The organism is Geobacter sp. OR-1, assembly GCF_000813145.1.
Taxonomy (GTDB): Bacteria; Desulfobacterota; Desulfuromonadia; order Geobacterales; family DSM-12255; genus Geoanaerobacter.
This window is the reverse complement of record NZ_BAZF01000004.1, coordinates 89,975-114,874: the sequence shown is the minus strand read 5'-3', so window position 1 is coordinate 114,874 and position 24,900 is coordinate 89,975. Positions and strand designations below refer to the sequence as shown.

Here is a 24,900-nt window from a genome sequence, read left to right as displayed (position 1 = left end):
CTAGTGCCCCCCTGTCCCATTATGAGAATCATCATGATCGTCATGGCCGTCCTTGTTCTTGGTCGAAAGCAGATGGACGCCGGTGAAGAGGGCCGGCCAGATGGCCAGGACCATCGGCACCATGCCCAGGAAGTCCTTCACGTTCGATATGATCGGTTCGTTCTGCAGGGTCGTGTCAAAGCCTACCTTGTCGAACGGAACGCTGGAAAGGTAGAGCCAGCCGGTTCCGCCAACTTCCTTTTCTCCGTATATCTTGTCGTAGTAACGTGTCGGGGTCTCACGTATACGCTCATGGCCCAATTTGATGAGGTCTGCGCGTTTGCCGAACGTCAAGACTTCCTGCGGGCAGGCTTCGACGCATGCCGGAGGCCTTCCGTTCTTTAGTCTTGTGTCGTGGCAGAAGATGCATTTTTTTACTACGGGGTTGAAGGCGCTGGAGTAACTGTAGCCGGGGACGTTGAATGGGCAGGCGATCATGCAGTTACGGCATCCGACGCAGATCTTCGGATTGTAGATAACCGCTCCCTCTTTCGTCTTGGTATAGGCGTTTACGAAACACGAAGTCAGGCAGGCCGGCTCATTACAGTGATTGCACTGTATCTTGCGATAGACGGGTTCGCCTTGTCCGGTTTCATATTTGTTGACAACTGTGTATGCCCGTTCGGTCGGGCGGCGCTTTTCTTCAAAGACGGAAGTGTCATCGAACGGCACGTCCGGTTCCGGGAGCCTCTGCTCCTTGTTGCATGCTGCTTCGCAGCTTCTGCATCCTACGCAACGGGTCAGGTCAACCAGGACTCCCATTGCATCAGGGTATCCTTCAAATGATCCGGCTGCCTGGGCCTTACTGCCTGTTCCTACCGCTGCTGCAGCGCTGCACATCAAGCATCCTTTGAGGAAATCTCTCCGTTTCATATGTCCTGTTCTCCTTGTTTGAGATTTGGATTCAATCGATGCTCCGGCGTTCTAGTGGCCGCCATGCCCTTTACCTGCCGGTTTCTTGGGTGCGAATTCGCCGGCATTGAACATGGCGTCACCTTCTGGCTTGCGCTTGTGGCAGTCCTGGCAGCCTGTCGGCCCGTTCATCTTTTTGTGACATCCGAGACAACTCTGATGATATGCCCCTTTTAGCCCCGGGATGTCGTTGTGATAGCGGTTCGGGTTCAACTTCTCGTTCATAACGTCAGCAGAAAATGGGTCTTTCCTGTGGCAGTTCCGGCATGCTACATCTTTGGTCGGATTGCTGGTCTTGTGGCAGCGGACGCAGTTCGGGTCCGTTACCAGTGCTCCTGTCGTGTGGTGATGGCAGACGGCACAGTCGTAAATGGTCTTGATATGGGCGGCGTGGTCAAAATTTACTTTTTTGTACAGAGCTTCAAGGGAACCGATATCAATCTTGTCCGGAATTGCCGCAGCTTTCTGCGGCAGCGAAAGGGTTATCGTTACAGTTGCTATCGCTAGCATTATCCATGTGCAGGCAGTGCGCATAGTATTCTCCTTGGCATTAAAATGGCTGTTCTCTTTGAATCAGCTCTCCGTCGTTAGCCCATTCGTCAGGAGCTATTTGTCCTTCTGGCTGTGAATGTGCCGGTACAGAAGCGGGAACCCTACGAAAAAGGCTACGCAAATAAGGTATTCCACTCCTTTGATGTACTGATAGAAATCAACCAATGTGTAGACCGATTTTACTTCTCCGATTTGTTGGAAAAACTCTAGCATGACACGCCCCCCTTTCTTGAAAGATCTATTCCTTGACTTCGGCCTTGGTGGCTTTTGAGTTTTCAGCCGCGCCTTTCAGCATCCCCCACAGGGTCATGATTGCCGGGATCAGCTGAACGACGACGACCAACGCGCAAAATGCCAGAAAACCGAGAACAAAGATTCCGCTGCTGTAAACCCTGGTGGTCGTTACTGCAAAGGCATCACCGAACATTGCCAGCCATAGCAGCACTGTTGTTGTCGCAAGACGTGTCGTTTTCATGGTGTATCTCCTTTCTTGTTACTATGATGTTGGCTGCGGATAGTTTCGAAGGCACATTCCACGGCCTGTTTCAACTCCTGCTGGTCCGTCGGCTCCAATGGCGGCAGTGCATGGTAGAAAATCCCCTCATTCCTCAGTTTGCGGATGAGAGAGAGCGATGCATCGCTGGATACGAAAATGATGGTCAATTCCCTGTTGCACTTCTTCAGTATGGGGATAAGGTCGGCTGCGGCCACTTCGTCGAATTCATTGCCGATCAGTACCACCTGGGCCGATTTTTTCAGAATGCCGTGCAGCACGGTCGCGGCTGAATTGGTGACGGTGACGTCATACCCAGCTTCGATGAAAAGATCGGCCATCAGTTTGCGTGAATCGAGGTTGTCATCTGCGATCAGCACACCTTGCATGGTCGTTCTCCTCTCTTTAGTCGGTAATGATTCAATTTCCTGCCCCGGTTAATGCTTTTTTCCTTCTTTTGCTACTGCCGGCTCCTTTGCGCCGGATGAGAACAGCCCTTTAGCCATGCCGAAAAACATCATGATCCCCGGCAGAAACTGAAAGGCGATGATCATTGCTGCGAACCCGATGAACAGCCAGAAGAAGAGTCCGGTTTCGTCGCTCTCGGCACCGCTTGCTGCAAATGCCGAGGTGGCGCTGCAGAGGGACATTGCTAAGGTTTTTTTGATCGCGGGTTTCATGGCCTCCTCCTTTGTTATTGCAGCGTTTGTACTTTGTGTCTGATGTCACTTGTTTTGCAGTATGCGTACCAATATTAATCACGATTAATTCATTGTCTTTAACTGGCTGTTCTGTGGGCATATTTTAATTTAAGCGTTTAAATGTCACCTTCTTTCCCGGGCGCGAGTGTATCTAAATTGTATACGCCTATTCATTGCCACGGTTTTCCGGTGGGAGGGTGATCGGTTTCTAACTTGCTAAAATATAAGGGAAAAACAATTGGGTGTTTTGGGTGTATAATTAATTTGTACATAGCAGTCAAATTTATAATTGCCTGAATACATTGGATAAAAATGCTTTTACCCTTGGGCTGGACGTGTTTTTGACAAATGAAGTCTTATTTTATGTTGACACCGGGAAGAAGCGGAAATAACATAAACATTGATTAATTATTTGCTTTGAATAAACTGCTGTCCCTGGAATACGAGAATCACTACGAATCGCTGAGGTGGGGTTTCATGACTGATGTCAAAAAAGTCCTGGTAGTGGATGATGAGGCGGTAATCAGGGAAGGGATGAAACGTATACTTGATGGCGCCGGGTATGCGGTGGAGACCTTTGCTTCCGGATACTCGGCGATCGAACGGATGCAGGAGCATGAATTCGATCTGGTCATCACCGATCTAAAGATGCCGGGGATGAACGGCATAGAAGTCCTGAAGTCCATTAAGATCCTTCAGCCGGAGGTCCCGGTCATCCTGATTACCGGGTACGCGGCAATCGACAACGCCATTGAGTCCATGAAAAGCGGCGCGGCAGATTATATCCCCAAGCCGTTCACTCCTGATGAGATCCTTGCCAAAGCCAGCAAGGCGATCGAAGAACGGGTTGTGCTTATCGACGATATGTATCTGCGCAAAGAATTGCGTGATACCAGCGGGTTCGACTGTTTTATCGGCAAGAGCAAAGAGATGCAGAAGGTCTATCGACGCATAATGCAGGTTGCGCCGACCGACAGTACGGTTTTGGTGAGCGGCGAAAGCGGCACCGGCAAGGAGTTGGTAGCGCGCTCGATTCACAGCAACAGTCCGCGCCGGGAGCAGGCGTTTGTGGCAATAGACTGCACGACCTTGGCTGAAAACCTGCTCGAAAGCGAACTGTTTGGCCATGTGAAAGGGTCTTTTACCGGGGCGGTTCAGACCAAAACCGGGCTCTTTAAGGTCGCTGACGGCGGCACCCTGTTTCTGGACGAGATTTCCAATATCAGCCTCACCACGCAGGCCAAGCTGTTGCGAGTCCTGCAGGAGAGGGAAGTTACGCCGATAGGGGGGACGCAACCGATTCCGATCGATATCCGGCTGGTTGCCGCAACAAACAAGAATCTCCGGACCATGATTACCGATGGCAGCTTCCGTGAAGACCTGTTTTTCCGGCTCAATATCATCCCGATCGATCTCCCGCCGTTACGGGAGCGAAAAGGAGATGTGCCGCTTCTCATCAGCCATTTCGTAAAGCAGTTTGCCGGAGAACTTGGCAAGGAGATTCGCGGTGTTACCCCTGACGTCATATCCTTTCTCGAAGAATACCCGTTTCCCGGCAATGTCAGAGAGCTGGAAAATATTATCGAGCGTGCCGTGGTGTTGACTGCCACCCCGCTTATCGAGCGGGATGACCTGGAACTTTCACCTCAAAACGAAATGCACCATGCCGCAGTTGACGATGATCATGTCCCTCAGAACCTCGAGGAACTGAAGGAGACAAAGAGGCAGATCCGGGAAAAGGCCATTGAGCCGGTTGAGAAGGCCTTTGTGATCAACGCGCTTAAACGGAACAATTGGAATGTCACGCGTGCAGCCGAAGAAACCGGGATGTTGCGACCGAATTTTCAGGCCTTGCTGAAAAAACTGGGGGTGTCAATTAGGAATCAGATGTGATTTGGATGCGTTAGTATTGCTTGCGTTGTATGGTTCCCAGGGTTTAGTTTGCTGGCTTGATCTCCTGATCGACCGGAAGCATGATTGTGAATGTAGTTCCTTTTCCCACCTCACTCGAAACTTCTATCATCCCGCCGTGACTCTCGATAATGCCGTATGAAACCGAAAGGCCGAGACCGGTGCCCTTGTTCTCCTTGGTAGTGAAAAACGGATCAAAGATCTTCTTGAGATTTGCTTCGGGTATGCCGCATCCGGTGTCGGAGATCTCCACAAGGATATATTTGCCGTCTTCAGTGGTTCCGATCCGAAGTCCCAGTTTACCGCCATCATGCATCGACTGGCCGGCATTCAGAACCATATTGACGAATACCTGTTCGATAAGGTTCGGATCGACGGCAATATCGGGTAAGTCCGGTGCAAATTCGGTTTGAATATTGATATTGAGAAAGATGGACTGGCTCCTAACCAGTCCAAGCGTTGCCTCCATTATTGCCGGGATAGAGCACAGCTTTTTCTTGGGGGTCTTTTCCCTGGAGAAATCCAGCAATCCGCTTACGATCCGGGCACAGCGCTCGGTTTCCCTTACTATTATCGCAATATCGCTTTTCAGTGCCGGATTCAGTTTTTCATCATGCAGCACCAGAGAGGCATACATCAGGATGCCGGTCAGCGGGTTATTGATCTCGTGCGCAATCCCGGCAACCAGCTCACCGAGAGAGGCGAGTTTTTCCGATCGCACCAGCTGGTTCTGCACCTTTTTCAGCTCGTTGGTCCTGTCTTCAACGCGCAGTTCCAGAGTGTGTGCCCAGTCTTCGAGTTCACTGCGCGCCTTTCTCAGGTTCTGGGTCATCCGGTTGAATGAATCCGAGAGTACGGCAAGTTCGTAACTGGAAAAGGTTGGGACCGTGCCACCCAGTTCGCCTCGCGACATCATTCTGATCTGGTACAGGAGCTGCTTAATCGGCCGGTTGACAAAGATCATCAGAAAAAACGTGATGCTTGCCCAGAGGGCGCCTATTATCAGAACCGTCACCGCGCCGAGCTTGTAACGGTATGATGCCATCAGTTCACGCATCGGCTCCAGAGAAGTGATGACATCCAGGACTCCCAGGATCTTGAATGATTCGGGATGGAAGTGGCAGGCCGCGGTGTAGCATTTTTCGGAGTTGTAGATCGCCTTGGCCAGTCCCATGACTTCCTGACCGTTTGAATCGATAAAAAACTCTGCTTCTGTTCATCCTGGGCAGGTCCACTTGGGGGGTCTCGGTTTCGTGGCACATGTTGCAGGCTTCGGTTCTCTTGTCGAGCAGTTGTCCGATTTCGTTCTCATCGGTGGAATAGATAATTCTGCCGGTCTTGCTGATCAGCCTTATATGGATAACACCCTTCTGCTTCCCGATCTCCCGGATCATCTGGAAGACCCCGAACAGGTTGTTCTCCAACATCTGGTTATGGGTGCTGCTGATGATGGTTTCCGAAAGGCGGTCGCTGTCCGCTACCGCCTCTTCGATAATGAGCTTCTTGAGGTTGTTGAAGTTCAGCTGAGTAAATACGACCATGCAGACAAGCAGGACGATGCTTGTGGCAATGGCGATTTTTGTAATGAGGCTGAAATACACCAGCGCTCCTTGAAGAGTGATAAATTTTGATTAATGTTATACAGAATTGAATCCCGGTCAACTCCTTTCTGCGCTTGCTACGGGACAGCCGGCGTAATGGTTGTTGGAGAATCGATATGTTCGGCAGGATCAGGATTTTTCACCCCCCTGGTTTCGCATAGGTTTATATGCAGTCCTTGACTTTTCAGTCCGTGAATTGGTATGTTTCAACGATTAATGAACAAGATTCCGATTGCTGATGCGCCGGTTTTCAACGCCATCACCGTTGATGTCGAAGAATGGTTCCATGTTTGCGGCGTTGACGGGATTGAACCCCTTTCTTGCGCAAGACGGGTACGGGGTAATGTTGAAAGACTGCTTGCGGTCCTTGACGCCGGTAAGCTCAAGGCAACCTTTTTTGTCCTTGGTTCACTGGCAGCTGATGAGCCCGGTGTTGTCGCCGAAATTGCTGCCCGGGGGCATGAGATAGCATCCCATGGCTACTCCCATTCACTGGTGGGCAGCCTGGATCCGGCGGCATTCCGGGATGAACTGCGCAGGACTGCCGATATCCTCGAGCATCTCACCGGCCGCCGGCCGGAAGGTTTTCGCGCTCCCCAATGGTCGCTTTCGCATGCGAGGATGCCATGGGCATTTGATATTCTCATCGAAGAGGGGTATCGTTACGATTCCAGCTGCAACCCGTTACCGTTTGTGGGGGACAGGGCCGGGTCACGCACTCCCTGGAGAATAAGGCGCGATCGAGGGGATATATGGGAGATCCCGCCACTGGTGACTCCGTCGTTGCTGGGTAATTTGCCCACCGGCGGGGGGTGGGGATTCCGGTTCTTCCCGTTCCGGATGATCGAGAACACGGTTTGCAGCCTCAACTCGGGCGGGGCTCCGGCAGTGTTTTTTCTCCACCCCCGCGAGCTGGATCCGGCCGGGCCGAGATTGCCGATGTCCCGCTTTCGGGAGTTCGTTGTCTACGGCCCCAGAAAAGACGCCATGGAGCGGTTATCACGGCTGCTGAGCCGGTTCAGGTTCATAACCCTCGGCGAGATGGTGGCTAATTGGGGATCTGCGTAGTAATACCCGCATACAATTCGGAAAAAACCATTGAGGCGGTTGTCCGGGAGACGCTGCAGCAGGGGTTCCCGCTCCTGGTGGTGGACGACGGTTCAACCGACGGAACAGCCCAAAGGATTGCCGGTCTGCCGGTAAACCTCATCAGGCATGACCGGAATCAGGGGAAGGGGATGGCCCTTCGTACCGCGTTTGATTGGGCGCTTGCCCATGGGTTTGAATATGTTGTAACCCTGGATTCCGATGGCCAGCACGACCCGACCGCGATTCGACCAATGATCGAAATCGCCAGTGGAAACGGGCTCGACCTGCTGCTGGCGTCGCGCTACTCCCAATTCCGGGAGATGGCGGGCTTGAGGCGCCACTGGAACCGGTTCGGGGCCTGGTGCATGAGAAAACGGACCGGATTCGAGATCGACGACAGCCAGTCCGGATTCCGCGTCTACTCGGCCCGGATGTTGCGCGCAGTGACTCTCGCGAGCAAAGGTTATGAATTGGAGATGGAAGTTTTGGTCAAGGCCTGGAAGGCCGGTTTTTCGATCGGTTCCGTTCCGGTGGCGGCCAGGGTTGCCGATGGCCGGTCAACAAGCCATTTTCGCCCGGTAAGAGACACCTGGCGAATATGCATGACATTTTTAAAATACAGCATACCCCAGTGAGAACACCATGCTGCAGAGCCTGAAAAACTATACGACCGAGAAGATCGTCTCCCTCCTCCTCTCCATGGCCACCAGTTCCTCGAACGAGAACCTGGCGCGGATGACGCACCTGATGGAGATGATTCCCAAGAAAGATTACTACAAGGAGCGGATCCGCTGGATTCGGCAGCTCGTCCGGGACGGGCATCCGAGCATCGAATTCCCCCGCCGGATATTGCGGGATATTCACCCCAACCAGCGGAGCAAATGGATCACCAACCTGGCGGTTAATCACCTGCTCTCCGGCACCAACAAGCGGAAAGAATGGGCCGACCGGCATGGTTTCTATCCGCCGTCGACCGTGGTCATCAGCCTGACCATGAAGTGCAACCTCTCTTGTTACGGCTGTTATGCCGGCGACTACTCCAAGACCCTGGAACTGAGCAACGATGAGGTCGATTCGGTCCTGACCCAGATGAAGGAGATGGGGGTCTATTTTGCCGTCATTTCCGGAGGCGAACCGTTCTTCAAGAAAGATATCTTTGATCTGTTCAGGAAGCACTCGGACATGGCTTTCCTGGTCTTCACCCATGGCGGCCTGATCGACGAGGCGATGGTGGAGAAACTGATCGAAGTGGGCAATGTCATGCCCGCCTTCTCCCTGGAGGGGTATGAGGCGGAAACCGATGCCCGCCGGGGCGCCGGTCATTTCCAGAAGGTCATGCACGCCATGGATCTGCTCAAAGGGGCGGGACTTTCGTTCTGCGGCTCCTTTACCCAGACCAGCCGGAACACCGACATCATCACCGACGCGAAATACATCGACATGCTGCTGGACAAGGGGGTCTATGCCCTCTGGCTCTTCACCTATGTCCCGGTGGGGCGGGAGCCGAGCCTGGAGCTGATGGCCACCCCCGAGCAGCGGGACCTTTTGCGGACCAGGGTCGCGGAATTCCGCGACACCAAGCCGATGCTGTTCGTCGATTTCTGGAACGACGGGCCGATCATCAGCGGCTGCATCGCCGGCGGCCGCAAGTATTTTCACATCAACGCCAACGGCGATATCGAGCCGTGCGTCTTTTGTCACTTTGCCGTGGACAACATCCGCCGCACCACCATTGCCGAGGCGCTCGGCTCAAAGCTGTTCCGGGCCATCCGGGAGCGGCAGGCAGAGCACGAGAACCTGCTGCGCCCCTGCATGCTCATCGACCATCCTGATGCGGGACGGGAGCTGTTCGGTACTGCCGGAGCGTACCCGACCCATGACGGTGCCGCGAAAATCTTCACCGACCTGGCGACGCAGATGGACGAATATTCGGCCTCTTATGCCGGGATTGCCGACCCTGCATGGGAGCGGGAGTTTTCCGGAACGGAACGGCATTCCCGGAAACGCTGCCAGCGCTGACGGCATGAGGTAAGACGTTGGCGCTTTATAGCAGCATCAACCTGTTCTTTATCAACCTGTTCACAATCATGGTGCCGCGCTGGCTGACGCCGCCGTTCGCCTATCTGACCGCCATGATCTTTTACTGCTTTACCGGCGAGCAGCGCCGCGGCATCCGTGCCAACCTGCGGGTGGTGCTGGGGCGGCGGGACGTGGAATCGGTTGTTCTTTCCTCCTATTGCCACTATAGCCGCAACTGGACCGATATCATGAGGATGATCCGGCTCCGGGGCGAGCGGTTGCAGGCGATGATCGGCAGGCGGAGCGATCCGCGCCCCATGGAGGATGCCCTGGCCAAAGGCACCGGCGCCATCCTAGTTTCGCCGCATTTCGGCAACTGGGAGCTTGGCGGCCTGGGGCTTGCTGACCTCGGTTACCGGATAACGGTTCTTACTTTCCGGGAGCCGGATGAAAAGGTTACTGACCAGCGGCGACTGGTACGAGAAGAACGCGGGATCGGCGTGATCTACGTCGATCGGGACGACCCGTCGCCGCTGGCGATCGTGGAAGCGGTCAATGCCCTGCGGAGGAACGAGGTCCTGTGCCTCATCGGCGACCGGGACGGTTCGTCCAACAGCATTACGGTAGACTTTTTCGGCCTGCCGACCGATCTCCCGGCAGGCGCCGCCTATCTGGCGCTGGCGACCGGTGCGCCGATCATCCCGGTTTTCGTCCCCCTTGAAGGGGGGCGCTATGCCACGCTGATGGACGAGCCGATCTATGTGACTCCGCGGCCGGGCGACAACCGTGCGGCGGTCAGGGAGGCGATCCAGCAGCTGGCTTCAGTTTTCGAGCGGTATATCAGGAGCTACCCGGACCAGTGGTATACCTATTTCGATTATTGGCAGAACGAAACAACCTGAACGCAAAGGAAGAGCAATGTCCGAAGAACTGATCGCGCCGGTAAAACAGCTGATAATAGATGCCCTGAGAATCGAGGGAATGTCCCCCGCTGACATCGACACCGATGCCCCCTTGTTCGGAGATGGGCTGGGGCTCGACTCCATCGATGCCCTGCAACTGGTAGTGGCCATGGAGAAGGAATACGGCGTCGTGGTCCCTGATGCAGCCACCGGTACCAAGGTGTTCCAGTCGGTGCGCGCCATGGCTGCCTATATCGCGGAAAACCGTAAATGAAAGTGCTCTTCGTCTCACCCGGGTGGCCGAAGGGCCGCCTGTGGGGCGAACTCGCTTTCAAGTTCCCCTCTCTTTCCCTTGCCGCCCTTGCCGCTGTCACCCCGGCGGAATGGGCGGTCACCCTCTGGGACGAGAACATCGATCCTCAGCTCCCGGCCACCGATGCCGATCTGGTGGCGATCACCGCCATGACCCCCCAGGCGCCGCGTGCCTACCATCTGGCGGCCCGGTTCAGGGCTTCCGGCAAGACCGTGGTCATGGGCGGCTTTCACGCCAGCAACCTCCCCGAAGAAGCATTACAGCATCTGGACAGTGTGGTCGTCGGCGAAGGTGAGCTGATCTGGCCCCAGCTTTTGGCAGATTTCCAGAGCGGCAACCTGCAACGGCTCTACCGCTCCGCCGGTCTGATCGAGATGACCGCCATCCCCACCCCCCGCCGGGAGATCTTCGGCGCCAAGAAATATCTGTTCACCAACACCCTCCAGACCACCCGCGGCTGCCCGTTCGACTGCGAGTTCTGCTCCGTGACCGCTTTTTACGGCCGCAAATACCGCAAGCGGCCGGTGGCAACCGTGCTGGACGAACTGACCGGGCTGCGCAAGAAAAACTCCTTTGCCTTTTTCGTGGACGACAACCTGGTGGCGGACCGGAAATACGCCATGGAGCTTTTCAGCGGCATGAAAGGGATGGGGTTCAAGTGGCTCTCGCATGCGCCGATAGACTTTGCAGATGACCGGGAGTTCATCCGCGCCGCCGGCGAGGCCGGCTGCGTCGGTCTCTTCATCGGGTTCGAGTCGCTCAACCAGGAGGCGCTTAAGGCGATGGGGAAGGTGACCAACACCGCCGACTCCTACCTTGAGGACGCCAAGGTGTTCCGCGATTGCGGCATCGGCATCCTCGGTTCCTTTGTCCTGGGGAATGACGGCGATACCCCCGACGTTTTCGAGCGGACGCTCCGTTTCTGCGAGGAGGCGCGGCTGGAGGCCGCCATCTTCCCGATTCTGACCCCATATCCCGGCACCGAGGTGCGCCGCCGCCTTGAAGCGGAGGGGCGGATCCTCTCCAACGTCTGGGAGGACTACGACATGGAGCATGTCACCTTCCAGCCGAGGGGGATGACCGTTAGCGAGCTGCAAACCGGCTACGACCAGCTCTGCCGATCCTTCTACTCCTTCGGCTCCATGTACCGGCGGATCTGGAAGTTACACCGTTCGGTGCAGGTCTTTGGGCCGATGAATATCGGTTTCCGGGCGGCAATAAAAAGAAAAAAGGGTTAACCAGATGATCTGCTTCATGTTCCCCGGCCAACCGTTGGCAAAGGTGCCAACCCTGCCGGATGATGCCGAATTCGCCGAAATTGCCGCTATCGCCTGTGATCGGACCGGCCTCGACCTGGAGAGTTTCGCCTGGCGCGGCGAACCGGCTACCGACCAGGTGGCGCTGCAGATCTATGGTGCTGCTATGGGCCTCTACCGCAACCGGGTCTTGCGGCGAGCAGGGTTCAATCCTGCCATGGCTGCCGAGCACAGCATGGGGATCTATGCGGCCCTGGCCGCTGTCGATGCCCTGCCCGAGGGTGAAGCGCTCGAACTGACCTCACGCATCGGCCGCACCCTTGCCGGAATGGGAAAGAGCGGCAGTTATGCCCTGGGGTGCGTTACCGGGTTATCCGCAGCCCCGGTGCTGGCTTTGGCAGAAAACAACGGCGTTTATCCGGCCAATTACAACACATCGCGGCATTTCCTGCTGGCCGGGGAGCAGCACGGCATTGAAGCTGCCATGGCCGAAGCGCTGGAGGCGGGCGCGTTCAGCGTCAGCTCGTTCCCTGCCGACGCGCCATTGCATACGCCGCTTATCGAGGCTATTGCGCCGGAGCTGCACAATGTCGTCGCTGACTATCGCTTTAGCGAGCCTCAGGTGCCGCTCATGGAGCATATCGAACAGGATTTCCTTACGGCTGCCGATATCCCCGGTTTTCTGGTACGCGAACTCTGCCTGCCGGTCCGGTGGGAGGCTACCTTTCTGGCGATCCGCCGGGCGGGTGTCACCTCGTTATTAGAAGCAGGCGTCGGTGAATCCCTGAAGAAATACAACCGTTGGATTGCCATGGAGCATGGCTGAGATGCGTTACCACGAAACAGTTGTCACGGTCCGGTTCAACGAGATTGACGCCTATCAGGTCGCCTGGCACGGCCATTACGTGGCCTGGATGGAAATTGGCCGCAACGAGCTGGCGCGCCTTTTCGGAATGGCTGCCGATCAGCTGGCCGAAGCCGGGTTCCTCGGCCCGGTCGTGGCTCTGGAGCTGAAATACCTCAGACCGGCGCGGTTCAACGACCAGCTTACGGTCAAGACCACGGTCAAGCGCAACGAAACCCCCACAATCGAGTTCCGCACTGTTATCATCGGCCAGGATGGCGCCCCTTGCGCCCGGGGAGTGACAGTCCATGCCCTGACCGACATGCAGGGTGTTACCCAGTACCGCTTGCCCGCAACCGTCGCGGAACGGGTCGAAAAGATGCTCGCCTGGGCCGAGGGGGGCGAATGAAGCTGCTCCTCATCTCTGCCAACCGCGAGCGCTCGCCGTATCCGGTCTTTCCGATCGGCTTGGCCTGTCTGGTGCCGGCACTGCAGCATGCGGGGCATGAACTCCGCGGTCTGGATCTCTGCTTCAGCGAGACGCCTACTACTGCTGTAAGCGAGGCGCTAATCGATTTTGCCGCCGATGCGGCGATCATCTCCATCCGCAACATCGACAATGTTACCTGGCCCGGCGTCCGCTCGTACATTGCCGGGGTCAGAGAGGTCGTGGCTGCCTGCCGGGGGCGCGCCGTGACCATTGTCGGCGGTTCCGGGTTTTCCCTCATGCCGGTGGAACTGCTCGCCTTTCTGGCCGCCGATTACGGTGTCGCCGGGGAGGGGGAAGAGGCGCTGCCGCAACTGCTGGCCGCCATTGAGACCAATGGCGATCCAGCCGCCATCCCGGGTGTGGTGCTGCCCGGCAAGCCGGACTTTCTCCCGCCAATTCCGGTATCGGCCATTGCCACCCCGGACCGGGCACTGTTCGATGTCGCCTCGTATCACAAGCTGGGAGGGATGGCGAATCTGCAGACCAAGAGGGGCTGCCCGTTTACCTGTTCCTACTGCACCTACCCGCTGCTGGAGGGTGCGCGGGTCAGGACCAGGCCGGTGGCCGATATCATCGCGGAGATCCGGACCCTGACGGAATTGTATGGGGTTAATTACATCTATTTTGTCGACGACATCTTCAACTACCCGCCGGATTTCGCCGAAGGGCTGTGCAGGGCAATGATTGCCGCGCAGCTGAAGGTGAACTGGTCGGCCTTCATCAATCCGGATTTCCTTCCGCCGCGGCTTCTGGACGCCATGCTGGCCGCAGGGTGCGATGCCCTGGAGTTCGGCACCGACAGCGGCGCTCCCGCCATGCTGGCCTCTTTGCGCAAGTCGTTCGATGTCGGCGCCATCAGGGAGTCATCGCGCCTTTGCCGTGAGATGGGGGTGGATTTTGCCCACTACATCCTGTTCGGCGGCCCGGGAGAAACCGAGGCAACTGTTCGGGAGACCTTTACCCTGATGGACGAACTGCAGCCAACGGCAGTGATCGGCATGACCGGCATCAGGATCTTCCCGGGCACAGAACTCCATCGCCGCTCGATTGCCGAAGGGGTTGTCACTGCGACGGATCCTCTTCTGGAGCCAACCTTTTACATCTCGACCCAGGTGGCCGACTCGCTCTGCGACCTGGTGACCGCCGAGGCGTTGCAGCGCACCAACTGGGTAGTACCGGGGCTGGAGATCAATATCAGCGATGCCATGCTTGAGATGCTGCGCCATTTCCCGGTGCGCGGCCCGCTCTGGAAACTGATGAAACGGCTGGGCCGGAGCAGGATCCGACCGGTTTGATCCCTCTCGTGCTGGACTTTTTCCTTGTTTACCGCTAAAATCCCCCTACTCAATTCCTGGAGACGCTGATGAATTTTTCCGGCAAAACCGTCGTAGTAACGGGCGGCACCCGCGGGATCGGCAGGGCAGTTTCGCTTGCCTTTGCCTTTGCCGGAGCAGCAGTTTTTGCCGCCTACCTGCAGGACGATGCGGCCGCGGATCGATTGAATGAAGAGGCGATCGGCGGCAGCGGCACAATAACGACCGTCAAGGCCGATGTCAGCAGTCAGGCTGGGGCAACGCTGCTGATCGACACCGCTGCGGCAGCTACCGGCGCTATCGACGTGCTGGTGAACAATGCCGGCATCATCCGCGACGGTTACCTGGCGATGATGGCCGATAGCGATTGGGAGGCGGTGCTGCACACCAACCTCTCCCCCCTGTTCCACTGCTGCAAGTGGGGTATCCGCAAGATGATGGCCAAGCGGAGCGGGGTAATCGTGAATATCTCTTCCATTGCCGGGATCAGCGGCACTGCCGGCCAGACCAACTACAGCGCCACCAAGGGGGCGATCATCAGCTTTTCCAAGTCACTGGCCCGGGAAATCGGTCCGATGGGGATCAGGGTCAATGTGGTCGCCCCCGGAATGATCGCCACGGACATGACCGCCGGCCTCAGGCAGGAACTGGTGTCAAAGGTGGTTCAGGGATCGGCCCTGGGGCGGATCGGCCAGCCGGAAGAGGTTGCCGCAGCGGTGCTGTTTCTCGCCTCGGATCAGGCGGCATACATTACCGGACAGACACTTGTCGTCGATGGCGGCATCGTATGATGATGGCTTCCCAAAAAGTCCATCTGCGGCGTTACGCTCAATCTTCGTCACTGCGACGTAGCCTACGGCTACGACTCATTCCTCAGCTTTCGCAAGCCTTGCAGCTGGAGCTTTTTGCTTTGCCATTGGGTTTACAATATCATGGGAGTTCCTTTTATCATGCGTGAACGGGTGGTCATTACCGGTCTCGGCGTCTTCTGCGGCGCCGGTCAGGATATCCCACGGTTTCGGACCGCCATCATCGAAGGGAAAAGCGGCGTTGGGCCGGTGGACCTGTTCGATGTGGCCAGGTTTCCGTCACGAATCGCGGTGCAGGTCAAAGGGTTCGACCCTGCGGCGCGGTTCGGCAGCCGCAAAGCCGCAAAGCTTTCCAGGGCCGACCAGTTCGGGCTGATTGCAGCCGGCGAGGCCCTAAACGACAGCGGAATTTCCGAGAACTACGATCCGTACTCTGTGGGGGTGATTGTCGGCGCCGGAGCTGCCGGGATGTTCCAGTCGGAACAGTGGCTCGATGCCGCCCTGCATGACCGGGCCGCCTCGCCGAGCCTGCTGCGGGGGATATTGCCGGACAAGACCGCCACTGTAATTGCTTCGGAATTCGGGTTCGCCGGTTACCAGGGGACTATCACCACCGCCTGCTCCTCCTCTGCCACCGCCATCGGCTGGGGTGCGGATCTGGTTGCGAGCGGTAGGCTCGACGCCGTGGTCTGCGGCGGCTCAGATACCCTCTCCATGCTCACCTTTGCCGGGTTCAATTCGCTCAAGGTCGTCGATCCCGAGCCGTGCGCACCGTTCAGCCTCGGGCGCCAGGGGATCACCCTCGGCGAAGGGGCCGCATTCATAGTCCTGGAGCGGGAGAGCGCGGCGCGTCTTCGTGGAGCAAGGATATACGGTTCTGTGCTGGGGTATGCCATGGCCGGCGAGGCTCACCACATGACCGCGCCAGATCCGACTGGCCAGGTGGCAGCCCGGCTGATGCACGCTGCCATGGCTGCCGCCGGCGTTGCTAAGGAGGAGATCGGCTGGGTCAATGCCCATGGCACCGGGACCCCGCTCAACGACGTGGTCGAGTCCAATGTCATAAAGCTGGTCTTCGGCGAGCAGGCGGCAGGGGTGCCGCTGGTCTCCACCAAGCCGGTGACCGGCCATTGCTTGGGGGCGGCAGGGGCGATCGAAGCGGTGGCCACAGTGCTGGCCCTCGGGGAGCGGATGATCCCGAAGACCCTCCATTTCCGCGGGCGCGACCCGGAGTGCGACCTCGACTACTGCCATGGAGGCGCCCGTGCCACGACCGCCACAACGGCCATCTCCAACTCGTTCGCCTTTGGCGGCAACATCACTTCTCTGGTGCTGAGCCTATGATCCAGGAAACTTCGGATATTGTCATCACCGGCCTGGCAGCCATCTCTGCTGCCGGCGTCGGTGTCGAACTGCTGGTGGCAGCGGTGCGTAACAGCGAGAGCTGTCTTACCCCTGTCCCGGAGGAGATTGCCGTAAGGCCCGGGCTTAGATGGGGCAAGGCGGCACAGTTTCGCACCGCCGACTTCATGCCGCCGCTCAAGGCGCGCAAGTTCGATCGCTGCAGCCTGCTGGCCACGGTGGCAACCGGACTGGCACTTAGCCATGCCGGGGTGACAAAGGGTTCGCTGTCTCCGGAGCGGATCGGCATCACCATGGGATCGGGGTTTGGCGGCATAGCCAATTCCGAGGAGTTTCTGACCGGATACTTCCAGACCGGGGTCGATGGCCTGGCGCCGATGCTGTTTCCAAATACCGTTGCCAATGCCGCGGCCAGCAACGCCTCCATCGAGCACGGCCTGCAGGGGCCGAACGTCACCACGGTGCAGCGGTTCTGCTCCGCCGAAAGCGCCTTCCAGCTCGCCTGCCGTTTCATTGCCGAGGGGCGGGCCGACGTCATGGTGACCGGCGGAGTCGATGAGCTTACCCCGCGGATGCTGCAGGGGTTCCATGCCCTGCACCAGGACCGACACTATGCCGCTGACTATGCCGAAGGGTGCGGGCTGCTGGTGCTGGAGCGAAGAGCCCATGCCGAGGCGCGTAGGGCTGAAATCCTGGGTACGGTAACCGCGGTCCGGACGCTCGGTTTGCTGCTGGCGGGTCGCGAGTCCGAAGCGGTCGGGAAACTGCTCCCGCCTGGGCAACCGGAACTGCTCTCGTTGTCCGGAACAGCCGACCTGATGCCGTTGTTTGCCGATCTGCTGCCCCGTACGCCGCGGGTCGCACTGCCGCCGGTCACCGGCCGGTCGATTGCCATGGGGGGCTTGGCCATGGCGGCGCTGGTGGCGACCCTTGCCGATGGAGAAACCGGTCTGCATCTCGCCGCCTCTCCGGAGGGGCCGTACTTTGCCATTTCGTTTACCGGAGGAGCGCCTGTTTAACCCCGACCCTACGGCATATCTCCCCCACCGATACCCGTTTCTGTTTCTTGACCGGATCACCGCCCGCGAACCGGGTGTTGCCGCTGCCGCGATCCGCCGGGTGAGCGCCGACGACCATTGCTTCACCAGCTTCCTGATGGTGGAGGGGCTGGCCCAGCTGGCCGGGGTGGCGACGGTCCAGGAAGAAGGAGAAGGCGGCTTCCTGGCCACCATCGATCATGCCGAGTTCCTGGCCCCTTTTTGCCCCGGCGATACCCTCGCGTTTAGCGTCCGGGTCGTGAAATCGTTTGGCCGGCTGTTCATGATCGACGGGGAGGTGTCCTCTGGCGGCACGATCCTGACCCGGGCCAGCCTGACCCTCGGGGTGGGGAAACTATGACCATGAGAGGCCGGATGATGAGGCTATTGGCAGTTTTTATTATGGTGACCCTGCCGCTGGCTGCAAACGCGGCTCCGATACCACCTCTGCAGGCGCTGGAAAACCTGCGCCAGGGGTTTGCGGAGATGCGTGATTTCACCGCGGAGATCACCCAGGAGAAGCAGCTGGCAGTGATGAAGCGGAAGCTGGTTTCCTCCGGTTCGGTACGCTTTCGCAAACCAGATCTCTTTTTCATGGAGCTGAAACCCCCTTATGCGAGCCGGATGGTCCTGCGCGACCGTGCCATCGAACTGTATTTCCCGAAGGAGAAGAACCGCCAGCAGATCGCGCTCCCGGCGGAAGAAGGGCTCAGTCGCTGGCTCGATCTGCTCGCCAAGCCGCTGACCGCAGTTCCGGAAGGGGTTGAAGCCAAGGCAGACCTGACCGGAGAAACCCAAACCCTCACCCTCTCGCCCAGGAAAACCGGCCAGGTTCGCGCCATAACCCTTACCAGCGGCAGCGACGGCAGGTTGCGCAAACTGGTGATCGAAGAGCGGAACGGCAACCGGACCGCCATCACCTTTCACAGGCTGAAGGCCAATGTGGGGTTAGGGGAAAAGGACTTCAGACTGGAATGATCAATTACCGGTTTTTTTCTGACAGCCCTGCTGTCACTGACATTGTTCGCCGGCTGCGCCTCCGCGCCGGTAGCCGTATCCCCGCCCATGAACCCTGCGGCCACCATCGACACCCTGACCAGTAGCGTGACAATATCGGTAAAGGCCGGTGAAAAAGGGCTTTCCGGGCGGGGTTACATGATCATGCGCTCGCCGGACCAGTTCCGACTTGTGATCCTGTCCCCGTTCGGCACCACCGTTGCGGAGATGTTCATGAGCGGCGATCACCTGCTCTACGTCGCTTCTTCCCAGAACCTTGCCTATCAGGGGGTGCTGTCAGAGCTTCCCGATGCCCCGGCACTGCAGGGGTGGCGGCTTCTGCGCTGGACCACCGAACGGGTCGTCCCGGAAAAGGCAGGCCAGGAGCATATGAGCCGGAGGCGGGCCGATGGCGAACGCGAGACCGTCGATTTCGACGCACAGGGGCTGGTCCTGAAGAAACGTGTCGATGGCGACGAGGTGCGGTATGAGGGTTACCAGTCAGTCAACGGCGTACCGGTACCCACTACCATCGAGATCACGGACCGGATCGGCATCGCGGTGCGGATCACCCTGGATGAGCCGGAAGTCAACATGCCCCTTGATGAAAAGGCCTTTGTCCCAGCTCTGGACGGGGTGACAGTGTTGCCGCTGTCCCAGTTCCCGACCTCCTGATTATGTCACTTACCTCAGCCGTCAACGGCCTTATTCATCGCCACTTGGCCTGGCTGCACCGTATTGCCACCAACCGCCCCGGCGCCACCCTGGCGGTTTCGCTGTTGCTGCTCCTCCTTTCACTGGCATCAATCGCCACCACCCGCTTCGAATCCGATGTCTTTCAGCTCTTCCCGGCCCGTTCCGGCGCGCTGAAGCTCTTGCTCGATACCCTGCGCTGGACCGGCAGCGCCAACGAGGCGTATTTCCTGATCGAAGGTGAACCGGCCATCCTGGCTGCGGAGAGCGAACGGTTCGCCGGTCGGCTCCGGCAGCTGGCAATAGACGGCCGGCCGGCCTTTAAACGGGTTACCTATCGGCTCTATGAGGAGAAAGATGTCGTTCCCTTTGCCGCATTTGTCGGTCGGGCCGTGATCATGCCTCAGCTCTTCCTGTCGCCGGAGCAGGTGCCGGCCTATCTTGAGCGCCTGACCCCGGCTGGACAACGGGCAGCCCTGGACGGCACGGTGACGGCACTGGCCAGCCAGGCCGGGATGGGGATGGCAGAGCTAATGACCGCCGACCCGTTGAACCTGCGGGACCTGGTGCTGCCGCGGCTCAAGAAGGGTGGGCAGGCCCTCGACCTTGACCCGGCATCGCCGTATTTTCTCTCCCGCGACCAGCAGGTGCTGATCATGATCGCCGAACCGGACCGGCCGGTGCAGGACATGGCCTTTGCCCGCCGCTTGGCCTCCGCCATCGATACGGCCCGCCAGGGGGCCAAGGTCAGGATCTCCTGCGCCGGCGCCCATGTTTCCGCGGCCATTGACGAAGCGACCATGAAACGGGAGATTCTCCTCTGCATCGGTTCGTCGCTGCTGGTGGTACTGGCGCTGTTTTTTGCCACCTACCGCCGTTGGCTGCCGACTCTGTTGCTGCCGCTGATCATTGCCTGGGGAGTGGCCCTGGCCCTGGGGGTGGCAGGTGCCGTGCTGACATCGGTCCATATCATTGCCTTTGCCTTCATGGCGCTGATCATCGGCCTTGGCACCGACTACTCTATCCATCTCTACGACCGGTTCCATATGGAGCGGAGCCGAGGCCTGGACCGTGATGCCGCCCTGGAGCTGGCGTGCCTCGATACCGGTCACGGCATTTTCACCGCCGCCACCACTACCGCTCTGCCGTTTCTCTGTATGGTTATAGCCGATGTCCGCGCACTTTCCGAGCTGGGACTGCTGGTGGGGCTGGGGGTGATTGCCACCATGTATGCCACCTTTCTGTTCCTGCCGCCGCTGCTGCTCTTCATGGAGCGCCGCTCGCCCGCTGCCCGGTACGCTCCGCTTCCGGGCTTCGGTCTGGCTTCGGTCTGGCGGCTGGCTCAGCGCTTTCCCCTGCCATTTCGCGCAACAGCCGTCATTGTCGTGGTGGTTGCCGCGGTTTCAGCCACCGGAATCACCTTTGAGGGGGAGCTGAAGAACCTGCAGCCGCGTAACTCGGAGGCGTTCCTGACCCAGGAGAAGATCGAACGCCACCTGGCTATCAGTCCTAAGCAGCTGCTGGTGGCAATTGACGGCACTGACCGCGATTCGGTCCTCAAGCAGGGGGGATTGGTGGACAGCCTGGTTTCCGGTTACCTGCAGGACGGCAGACTGACCGATTATTCCAGCATCGGTATGCTGGTGAACGATGCCGATACCCAGCGCCGGATCAGCGAGGGGTTGCGGAGCGAGCTTGCCGGCCGCAACCCGGCTGCCGAGGTTCGACAGAACCTTGAACTGGCCGGCTTCAGCCTTGAACCGTTCGGGTCGTTTCTGACCGGTATGGCTGGGCTGGCCAGCGCAACCGAGCAGCCGGTGGCTGCAGGTATCGACCTGCTGACAGCATCACCACTCAGGGGGGTGGTAAACCGTCACCTGCACCGCGATGAGGCGGGATATCACTTAATATCCTATCTCCACTACCGGGGCGACGAATTCCCGGTCGACAGTTTTCTAAATGATCTGCAGAGGCAGGTGCCTGGGGCCAGAGCCACCAGCATCGACCTGGTGAGCCGGCAGCTGGCCGAACTGGTGCGCCGGAATTTCCTCTGGAGCGCCCTGCTTGGCGGCGTGGTGGTGCTGTTTCTGCTGCTGGCCCATTTCCGGGATACGCAAGGGGTATTCTTCTCTCTCTTTCCGGTGCTTGCCGGGGTTGCTGCCATGCTTGGGCTAATGGCAGCCATCGGCATGGGGATCAATTTCATGAACGCCATGGTGCTGGTGACAATACTGGGGATGGGGAATGATTACGGGATGCACATCGCCCACCGGGTCGGTTCGGCCAGATGCGGGGAGAATATGGCGGATTCGTTTGTACAGGCTGGGCGGGCGGTGCTCCTCTCCGCGCTAACCACCATTGCCGGCTTTGGCTCGCTGGCCTTCACCGATTACGGCGCCCTCTCTTCAGTCGGCTGGGCCACCAATTTCGGCATCGGTGCCACCGCCCTGTTTTCGCTGGTGGCACTCCCCGCCTTTTTCCGTCGTAGCGGAGGTGTATTATGAGCCGTCCCCGCCTGCTGCTGGTTTATCCTGCCACCCATAAACTGGGGTGGGTGAAGCGGTTCCAGCTCCCTTCTCTGGCCTTGAAACAGGTAGCGGCAGCCACTCCGGAAGAGTGGGAGATTGTCCTGGCCGACGAGGTGCATGAGGATGTGCCGTTTGACGGCAACTTCGACCTGGTAGGGATCACCGCCATGACCCACCAGGCGGTGCATGCTTACGAGATCGCCGATCGGTTCCGGCAACGGGGAGTTGCAGTAGTGCTTGGGGGTATTCACCCGACGGTGCTCCCGGACGAAGCGGGCCGGCACGCCGATAGCGTGGTGATCGGCGAGGCGGAGCCGGTCTGGGCCCAACTGCTGGCCGATTCCCTGGCAGGCAGGCTGCAACCGGTCTACCGGGCCGCCATCCCCGAGGGGGGAACTCTTTCGATCCCCTGGGGCCGGAGGGAGATCTTCGACGGGAAGCAGTACCTGACCACCCAGACCCTGCAGGCGAGCCGCGGCTGTCCCTACGACTGCCCCTTCTGCATCACCACCAACTATTTCGGCAAGAGTTTCCGCTACCGCGATCCGGATGATATCCTGGCCGAACTGCGCAGTTTCAGCGGGAAGCTGACGGTCTTTCTCGACGACAACATCCTGGGGGATGCGGCCCGGGCCAAGCCGATCCTGGCCGGGATGCGGGGGATGGGGCTGAAGTGGGGCGGCCAGGCAAACCTGCGCTTTGCCGAGGACCCTGAGGCGGTGCGGCTTCTGGCCGATTCCGGCTGCATCGGGATCTTTGTCGGTATCGAGTCGATGGCCGGCGAGTACGCCAATCATCCGAAGACCGGCAGCAGGTATTCCCAGGCCGATCTGATCAAGCGGATCCGTGACACCGGCGTGGTGGTGGAGGCGTCGATGATCTTCGGCTTCGACGACCACGACGAAGGGGTCTTCGAGCGAACGGTCCGCTTTCTGGAGGAGTGCCGGCCGAGTCTGCCGACCTTTCACATTCTCACCCCGTATCCGGGCACGGCGCTGTTTGATCAGTTCGACGTCGAAGGGCGGCTGCTGCACAAGGACTGGAGCCGTTACGACCATGGCCAGGTGGTGTTCCGCCCCAAACTGATGACCCCTGAACAGCTCTACAAGGGGTGGCAGCAGGCACGCTGGGAGGCCTACCGCTGGCCGAAGATCGCCGGCCGGGTCATGCAGGGTCCGGGCAAGCCGGTTCATCTGCTGTATAATTTACTCAGACGGGGCGGCATTAATAAACCCGATGCAATACCGGAACACGACAGATGAAAATTCTTCTCCTGCGTCCCGATCCGGGGCATGAAAAATTCGGACTCGGCCCGTTTTTCCGGGTCGAGCCGCTAGGGCTGGAATACATCGGCGCCGCCCTGCTGGCTGCAGGTTATCAGGTGACGGTGGCCGATCTCCGTTTCCGCCCCGGCGCCACTGCCTGGGTTCGCCGTACCGCGCCGCGGATTGTCGGCATTTCCTGCCTTCATGCCCTGGAGTACGACCGGATCATTGCCACTGCCGCCGAAGTGCGGCGGTTGGCACCGGATGCCTTCATCATCGTCGGCGGCCATGCTGCCGCTGCCTATCCGGCGCCGCTGGAGCATGACCTGATCGATGCCGTCTGTCTGGACGACGGCGAAGAGGTGCTGCCGGCCCTGGCCAAAGCCATTGACAAGGGGATGCCTCTGACCGAAGTCCCGGCGTTGCGGCTCAAGACCGGGAATGGCTGGGTCACCACGCAGCCTCTGCCGGAGCGGACCAGCCTCGACCTGATCCGGCTCCCGGCCCGCCACCTGGTGGAGCGGCATCGTAGCGGCTATCATTGCCTGCTGTTCAAGCCGGTCTGGCTCGTTGAGACCGCCCGCGGATGCCCGCACCGCTGCTCGTTCTGCTCGGTCTGGCAGTTCTATGGCCGCACCTGCCGGGAGCGGAGCCTGGCTGCCGTTGTAGAGGACTTTGCCGCTACTGGGGACTCGATCTTTGTTGCCGACGACCTCTTTTGGTACGATCCGGAACGGAGCCTGGAGCTGGCGCAAGCCCTGAAAAAACGCGGGGTGTACAAGCGCTGGATACTGGTGCAGACCCGCACCGACCTGATCACCAAACGGGCCGAGGTGATGGCTGCCTGGCGGCCGCTGGCCAGGGACTTCGACATTTTCCTCGGCCTGGAGGCGGCCAGCGATTCCGGGCTGGAAGGGATTGCCAAGGATTCGGAGGTTACTGACAGCGTCGAGGCGGTACGGATGGCGCGGGAACTCAGATACGGCATCAACGGCAACTTCCTGGTGAGTCATGACTGGGACGAAGAACAGTTCTCGGAACTGTGGGAATTCGTTGCCCACTACGGCTTGCAGCGGGCCGGTTTTACGGTGCTGACCCCGTTGCCTGGCACCGAGTTCTACGAGGAGATCAAGGCAAAGATACCGGACCAGCCCTGGAGCAATTTCGACATGCACCATCTGCTCTGGGAGCCGAAACTGGGGACGCAGCGGTTCTTCGAGCTTTATGCCGAGACCTGGAAACGCTCCATCCTTAACACATCCGGGGAAAAGAGCCTGCTGGACTGGGTCAGACAGGTAAAGCCGTCTCAATGGCCGTACATCGTCCGGGTGCTCTGGCAGACCCAGCGGATGATGAAACCGGAGGCGTATCTGACTGAGCATGCGCTAAGCCGCGCGCCACTTAGCGAACCTGCGGCCCGCCGGCCGAGTGTGATCGCAAGAAATGAAGGAGGTCAGCAATGATATTGAGAGTAACAACCATATTTCTCGTTTGTACCCTTTTTGTTGCCGACGGTTTTGCTGAGGATCTGAAGGAAGACCTGAAGAAGTCGGGCCAGGAGACCAAGGAGGCGCTCAAGTCCGAAGGGAAGAAGATAAAGGAGACGCTCAAGAAAGAGGGGCACGAGATCAAGGAAGGGCTGAAAAAAGCGGGCAAAGAGATCGGTCCGGAGCTGAAGAAGGCGGTAGAAGAGACCAAAGAAGGGGCGAAAAAGCTCGGCCACGAGCTGAAGGATGCGGTGAAGGGGGATAAATAAAAAGGGGAGCGGTGAGGCT

Annotated in this window: 27 protein-coding genes; 21 read left to right on the top strand and 6 right to left on the bottom strand. The window is 58.7% G+C overall.

The features are described from left to right. The 5 genes from OR1_RS05615 to OR1_RS05595 form a co-directional block, all read right to left on the bottom strand. Positions 1-912, bottom strand: a complete 912-nt coding sequence (locus OR1_RS05615; RefSeq protein ID WP_041970569.1) for a 4Fe-4S dicluster domain-containing protein — start codon at positions 910-912, stop codon at positions 1-3. A 51-nt stretch (positions 913-963) separates the two neighbouring features. Beyond that, complete coding sequence (locus OR1_RS05610) at positions 964-1,485, bottom strand: cytochrome c3 family protein (protein WP_041970568.1); 522 nt, start codon at positions 1,483-1,485, stop codon at positions 964-966. A 256-nt stretch (positions 1,486-1,741) separates the two neighbouring features. After that, the gene (locus tag OR1_RS05605; protein ID WP_041970567.1) at positions 1,742-1,978 is read right to left on the bottom strand and encodes a hypothetical protein; all 237 of its coding nucleotides are present in this window, start codon (positions 1,976-1,978) and stop codon (positions 1,742-1,744) included. Then, positions 1,975-2,385 carry a response regulator gene (locus OR1_RS05600; RefSeq protein WP_041970566.1) on the bottom strand — a complete coding sequence of 137 codons (411 nt, stop codon included), beginning with the start codon at positions 2,383-2,385 and terminating at the stop codon, positions 1,975-1,977. Before OR1_RS05600 ends, OR1_RS05605 begins: the two co-directional genes overlap by 4 nt. Positions 2,386-2,433: 48 nt before the next feature. Beyond that, complete coding sequence (locus tag OR1_RS05595; protein ID WP_041970565.1) at positions 2,434-2,676, bottom strand: hypothetical protein; 243 nt, start codon at positions 2,674-2,676, stop codon at positions 2,434-2,436. 498 nt (positions 2,677-3,174) lie between these two features. Between OR1_RS05595 and OR1_RS05590 the strand changes: the two genes are divergently transcribed. Then, positions 3,175-4,590: a sigma-54 dependent transcriptional regulator gene (locus OR1_RS05590; RefSeq protein WP_041970563.1), complete on the top strand. Its 1,416-nt coding sequence runs from the start codon at positions 3,175-3,177 to the stop codon at positions 4,588-4,590. A 43-nt stretch (positions 4,591-4,633) separates the two neighbouring features. On the opposite strand, the gene OR1_RS05585 is transcribed toward OR1_RS05590, so the two are convergent. Next, a complete protein-coding gene (locus OR1_RS05585) occupies positions 4,634-5,782 on the bottom strand; it encodes a sensor histidine kinase (RefSeq protein WP_237754235.1) in 1,149 nt (382 codons plus the stop codon). Positions 5,783-5,861: 79 nt separating this feature from the next. Here OR1_RS05585 and OR1_RS22725 point away from each other — a divergent pair, with 79 nt between their 5' ends. From OR1_RS22725 to OR1_RS05490, 20 genes are all read left to right on the top strand, one after another. Further along, the gene (locus tag OR1_RS22725; RefSeq protein ID WP_237754234.1) at positions 5,862-6,239 is read left to right on the top strand and encodes a hypothetical protein; all 378 of its coding nucleotides are present in this window, start codon (positions 5,862-5,864) and stop codon (positions 6,237-6,239) included. 171 nt (positions 6,240-6,410) lie between these two features. Then, positions 6,411-7,277 carry a polysaccharide deacetylase family protein gene (locus tag OR1_RS05580; protein WP_237754233.1) on the top strand — a complete coding sequence of 289 codons (867 nt, stop codon included), beginning with the start codon at positions 6,411-6,413 and terminating at the stop codon, positions 7,275-7,277. Further along, complete coding sequence (locus OR1_RS05575; RefSeq protein ID WP_041970561.1) at positions 7,262-7,933, top strand: glycosyltransferase family 2 protein; 672 nt, start codon at positions 7,262-7,264, stop codon at positions 7,931-7,933. The genes OR1_RS05580 and OR1_RS05575 overlap by 16 nt, the downstream gene beginning before the upstream one ends. A gap of 7 nt (positions 7,934-7,940) precedes the next feature. Next, positions 7,941-9,317: a radical SAM protein gene (locus OR1_RS05570; RefSeq protein ID WP_041970560.1), complete on the top strand. Its 1,377-nt coding sequence runs from the start codon at positions 7,941-7,943 to the stop codon at positions 9,315-9,317. A gap of 17 nt (positions 9,318-9,334) precedes the next feature. Further along, positions 9,335-10,219 (top strand): lysophospholipid acyltransferase family protein, encoded by an 885-nt coding sequence (locus tag OR1_RS05565; protein WP_041970558.1) that lies wholly within the window; start codon positions 9,335-9,337, stop codon positions 10,217-10,219. Positions 10,220-10,235: 16 nt separating this feature from the next. After that, a complete protein-coding gene (locus OR1_RS05560; protein WP_041970557.1) occupies positions 10,236-10,493 on the top strand; it encodes a phosphopantetheine-binding protein in 258 nt (85 codons plus the stop codon). Then, positions 10,490-11,770, top strand: a complete 1,281-nt coding sequence (locus tag OR1_RS05555; RefSeq protein ID WP_041970556.1) for a B12-binding domain-containing radical SAM protein — start codon at positions 10,490-10,492, stop codon at positions 11,768-11,770. Before OR1_RS05560 ends, OR1_RS05555 begins: the two co-directional genes overlap by 4 nt. 4 nt (positions 11,771-11,774) lie before the next feature. Beyond that, positions 11,775-12,614, top strand: a complete 840-nt coding sequence (locus OR1_RS05550; protein WP_041970554.1) for an ACP S-malonyltransferase — start codon at positions 11,775-11,777, stop codon at positions 12,612-12,614. Position 12,615: 1 nt separating this feature from the next. Further along, positions 12,616-13,041: a thioesterase family protein gene (locus OR1_RS05545; RefSeq protein WP_041970552.1), complete on the top strand. Its 426-nt coding sequence runs from the start codon at positions 12,616-12,618 to the stop codon at positions 13,039-13,041. After that, complete coding sequence (locus OR1_RS05540; RefSeq protein WP_041970551.1) at positions 13,038-14,417, top strand: lipid biosynthesis B12-binding/radical SAM protein; 1,380 nt, start codon at positions 13,038-13,040, stop codon at positions 14,415-14,417. Before OR1_RS05545 ends, OR1_RS05540 begins: the two co-directional genes overlap by 4 nt. Before the next feature lie 68 nt (positions 14,418-14,485). Further along, positions 14,486-15,226 (top strand): 3-oxoacyl-ACP reductase FabG, encoded by a 741-nt coding sequence (gene fabG, locus OR1_RS05535; protein WP_041970550.1) that lies wholly within the window; start codon positions 14,486-14,488, stop codon positions 15,224-15,226. A gap of 159 nt (positions 15,227-15,385) precedes the next feature. Next, positions 15,386-16,588 carry a beta-ketoacyl-[acyl-carrier-protein] synthase family protein gene (locus tag OR1_RS05530; RefSeq protein WP_041970780.1) on the top strand — a complete coding sequence of 401 codons (1,203 nt, stop codon included), beginning with the start codon at positions 15,386-15,388 and terminating at the stop codon, positions 16,586-16,588. Then, positions 16,585-17,625 carry a beta-ketoacyl synthase N-terminal-like domain-containing protein gene (locus tag OR1_RS05525; RefSeq protein ID WP_041970548.1) on the top strand — a complete coding sequence of 347 codons (1,041 nt, stop codon included), beginning with the start codon at positions 16,585-16,587 and terminating at the stop codon, positions 17,623-17,625. Before OR1_RS05530 ends, OR1_RS05525 begins: the two co-directional genes overlap by 4 nt. After that, on the top strand, positions 17,591-18,004 hold the full coding sequence (locus tag OR1_RS05520) for a hotdog domain-containing protein (protein ID WP_052440274.1): 414 nt from the start codon (positions 17,591-17,593) through the stop codon (positions 18,002-18,004). Before OR1_RS05525 ends, OR1_RS05520 begins: the two co-directional genes overlap by 35 nt. Beyond that, positions 18,001-18,621: an outer membrane lipoprotein carrier protein LolA gene (locus OR1_RS05515; RefSeq protein WP_237754232.1), complete on the top strand. Its 621-nt coding sequence runs from the start codon at positions 18,001-18,003 to the stop codon at positions 18,619-18,621. The genes OR1_RS05520 and OR1_RS05515 overlap by 4 nt, the downstream gene beginning before the upstream one ends. An 87-nt stretch (positions 18,622-18,708) precedes the next feature. Next, positions 18,709-19,314 (top strand): outer membrane lipoprotein LolB, encoded by a 606-nt coding sequence (locus tag OR1_RS05510; RefSeq protein ID WP_052440273.1) that lies wholly within the window; start codon positions 18,709-18,711, stop codon positions 19,312-19,314. Positions 19,315-19,316: 2 nt separating this feature from the next. Continuing rightward, positions 19,317-21,836, top strand: coding sequence for an MMPL family transporter (locus tag OR1_RS05505; protein WP_152609819.1), 2,520 nt, complete (start codon positions 19,317-19,319; stop codon positions 21,834-21,836). After that, positions 21,833-23,122, top strand: a complete 1,290-nt coding sequence (locus tag OR1_RS05500) for a B12-binding domain-containing radical SAM protein (protein WP_041970544.1) — start codon at positions 21,833-21,835, stop codon at positions 23,120-23,122. Before OR1_RS05505 ends, OR1_RS05500 begins: the two co-directional genes overlap by 4 nt. Beyond that, positions 23,119-24,588, top strand: coding sequence for a B12-binding domain-containing radical SAM protein (locus OR1_RS05495; protein ID WP_041970543.1), 1,470 nt, complete (start codon positions 23,119-23,121; stop codon positions 24,586-24,588). Before OR1_RS05500 ends, OR1_RS05495 begins: the two co-directional genes overlap by 4 nt. Next, on the top strand, positions 24,585-24,881 hold the full coding sequence (locus tag OR1_RS05490) for a hypothetical protein (RefSeq protein ID WP_041970542.1): 297 nt from the start codon (positions 24,585-24,587) through the stop codon (positions 24,879-24,881). The genes OR1_RS05495 and OR1_RS05490 overlap by 4 nt, the downstream gene beginning before the upstream one ends. The last annotated feature ends 19 nt before the right edge of the window (positions 24,882-24,900 follow it).

What these genes read in the sequence shown, in the direction of transcription:
- OR1_RS05495 (WP_041970543.1), top strand. Translation starts at nt 23,119, where the DNA reads ATGAAAATTCTTCTCCTGCGTCCCGATCCGGGGCATGAAAAATTCGGA.
- OR1_RS05525 (WP_041970548.1), top strand. Translation starts at nt 16,585, where the DNA reads ATGATCCAGGAAACTTCGGATATTGTCATCACCGGCCTGGCAGCCATC.
- OR1_RS05500 (WP_041970544.1), top strand. Translation starts at nt 21,833, where the DNA reads ATGAGCCGTCCCCGCCTGCTGCTGGTTTATCCTGCCACCCATAAACTG.
- OR1_RS05610 (WP_041970568.1), bottom strand. Translation starts at nt 1,485, where the DNA reads ATGCGCACTGCCTGCACATGGATAATGCTAGCGATAGCAACTGTAACG.
- OR1_RS05490 (WP_041970542.1), top strand. Translation starts at nt 24,585, where the DNA reads ATGATATTGAGAGTAACAACCATATTTCTCGTTTGTACCCTTTTTGTT.
- OR1_RS05585 (WP_237754235.1), bottom strand. Translation starts at nt 5,782, where the DNA reads ATGGGACTGGCCAAGGCGATCTACAACTCCGAAAAATGCTACACCGCG.
- OR1_RS05550 (WP_041970554.1), top strand. Translation starts at nt 11,775, where the DNA reads ATGATCTGCTTCATGTTCCCCGGCCAACCGTTGGCAAAGGTGCCAACC.
- OR1_RS05505 (WP_152609819.1), top strand. Translation starts at nt 19,317, where the DNA reads ATGTCACTTACCTCAGCCGTCAACGGCCTTATTCATCGCCACTTGGCC.
- OR1_RS05595 (WP_041970565.1), bottom strand. Translation starts at nt 2,676, where the DNA reads ATGAAACCCGCGATCAAAAAAACCTTAGCAATGTCCCTCTGCAGCGCC.
- OR1_RS05555 (WP_041970556.1), top strand. Translation starts at nt 10,490, where the DNA reads ATGAAAGTGCTCTTCGTCTCACCCGGGTGGCCGAAGGGCCGCCTGTGG.
- OR1_RS05545 (WP_041970552.1), top strand. Translation starts at nt 12,616, where the DNA reads ATGCGTTACCACGAAACAGTTGTCACGGTCCGGTTCAACGAGATTGAC.
- OR1_RS05580 (WP_237754233.1), top strand. Translation starts at nt 6,411, where the DNA reads ATGTTTCAACGATTAATGAACAAGATTCCGATTGCTGATGCGCCGGTT.
- OR1_RS05560 (WP_041970557.1), top strand. Translation starts at nt 10,236, where the DNA reads ATGTCCGAAGAACTGATCGCGCCGGTAAAACAGCTGATAATAGATGCC.
- fabG (WP_041970550.1), top strand. Translation starts at nt 14,486, where the DNA reads ATGAATTTTTCCGGCAAAACCGTCGTAGTAACGGGCGGCACCCGCGGG.
- OR1_RS05600 (WP_041970566.1), bottom strand. Translation starts at nt 2,385, where the DNA reads ATGCAAGGTGTGCTGATCGCAGATGACAACCTCGATTCACGCAAACTG.
- OR1_RS05615 (WP_041970569.1), bottom strand. Translation starts at nt 912, where the DNA reads ATGAAACGGAGAGATTTCCTCAAAGGATGCTTGATGTGCAGCGCTGCA.
- OR1_RS05590 (WP_041970563.1), top strand. Translation starts at nt 3,175, where the DNA reads ATGACTGATGTCAAAAAAGTCCTGGTAGTGGATGATGAGGCGGTAATC.
- OR1_RS05570 (WP_041970560.1), top strand. Translation starts at nt 7,941, where the DNA reads ATGCTGCAGAGCCTGAAAAACTATACGACCGAGAAGATCGTCTCCCTC.
- OR1_RS05515 (WP_237754232.1), top strand. Translation starts at nt 18,001, where the DNA reads ATGACCATGAGAGGCCGGATGATGAGGCTATTGGCAGTTTTTATTATG.
- OR1_RS05605 (WP_041970567.1), bottom strand. Translation starts at nt 1,978, where the DNA reads ATGAAAACGACACGTCTTGCGACAACAACAGTGCTGCTATGGCTGGCA.
- OR1_RS05530 (WP_041970780.1), top strand. Translation starts at nt 15,386, where the DNA reads ATGCGTGAACGGGTGGTCATTACCGGTCTCGGCGTCTTCTGCGGCGCC.
- OR1_RS05540 (WP_041970551.1), top strand. Translation starts at nt 13,038, where the DNA reads ATGAAGCTGCTCCTCATCTCTGCCAACCGCGAGCGCTCGCCGTATCCG.
- OR1_RS05510 (WP_052440273.1), top strand. Translation starts at nt 18,709, where the DNA reads ATGAACCCTGCGGCCACCATCGACACCCTGACCAGTAGCGTGACAATA.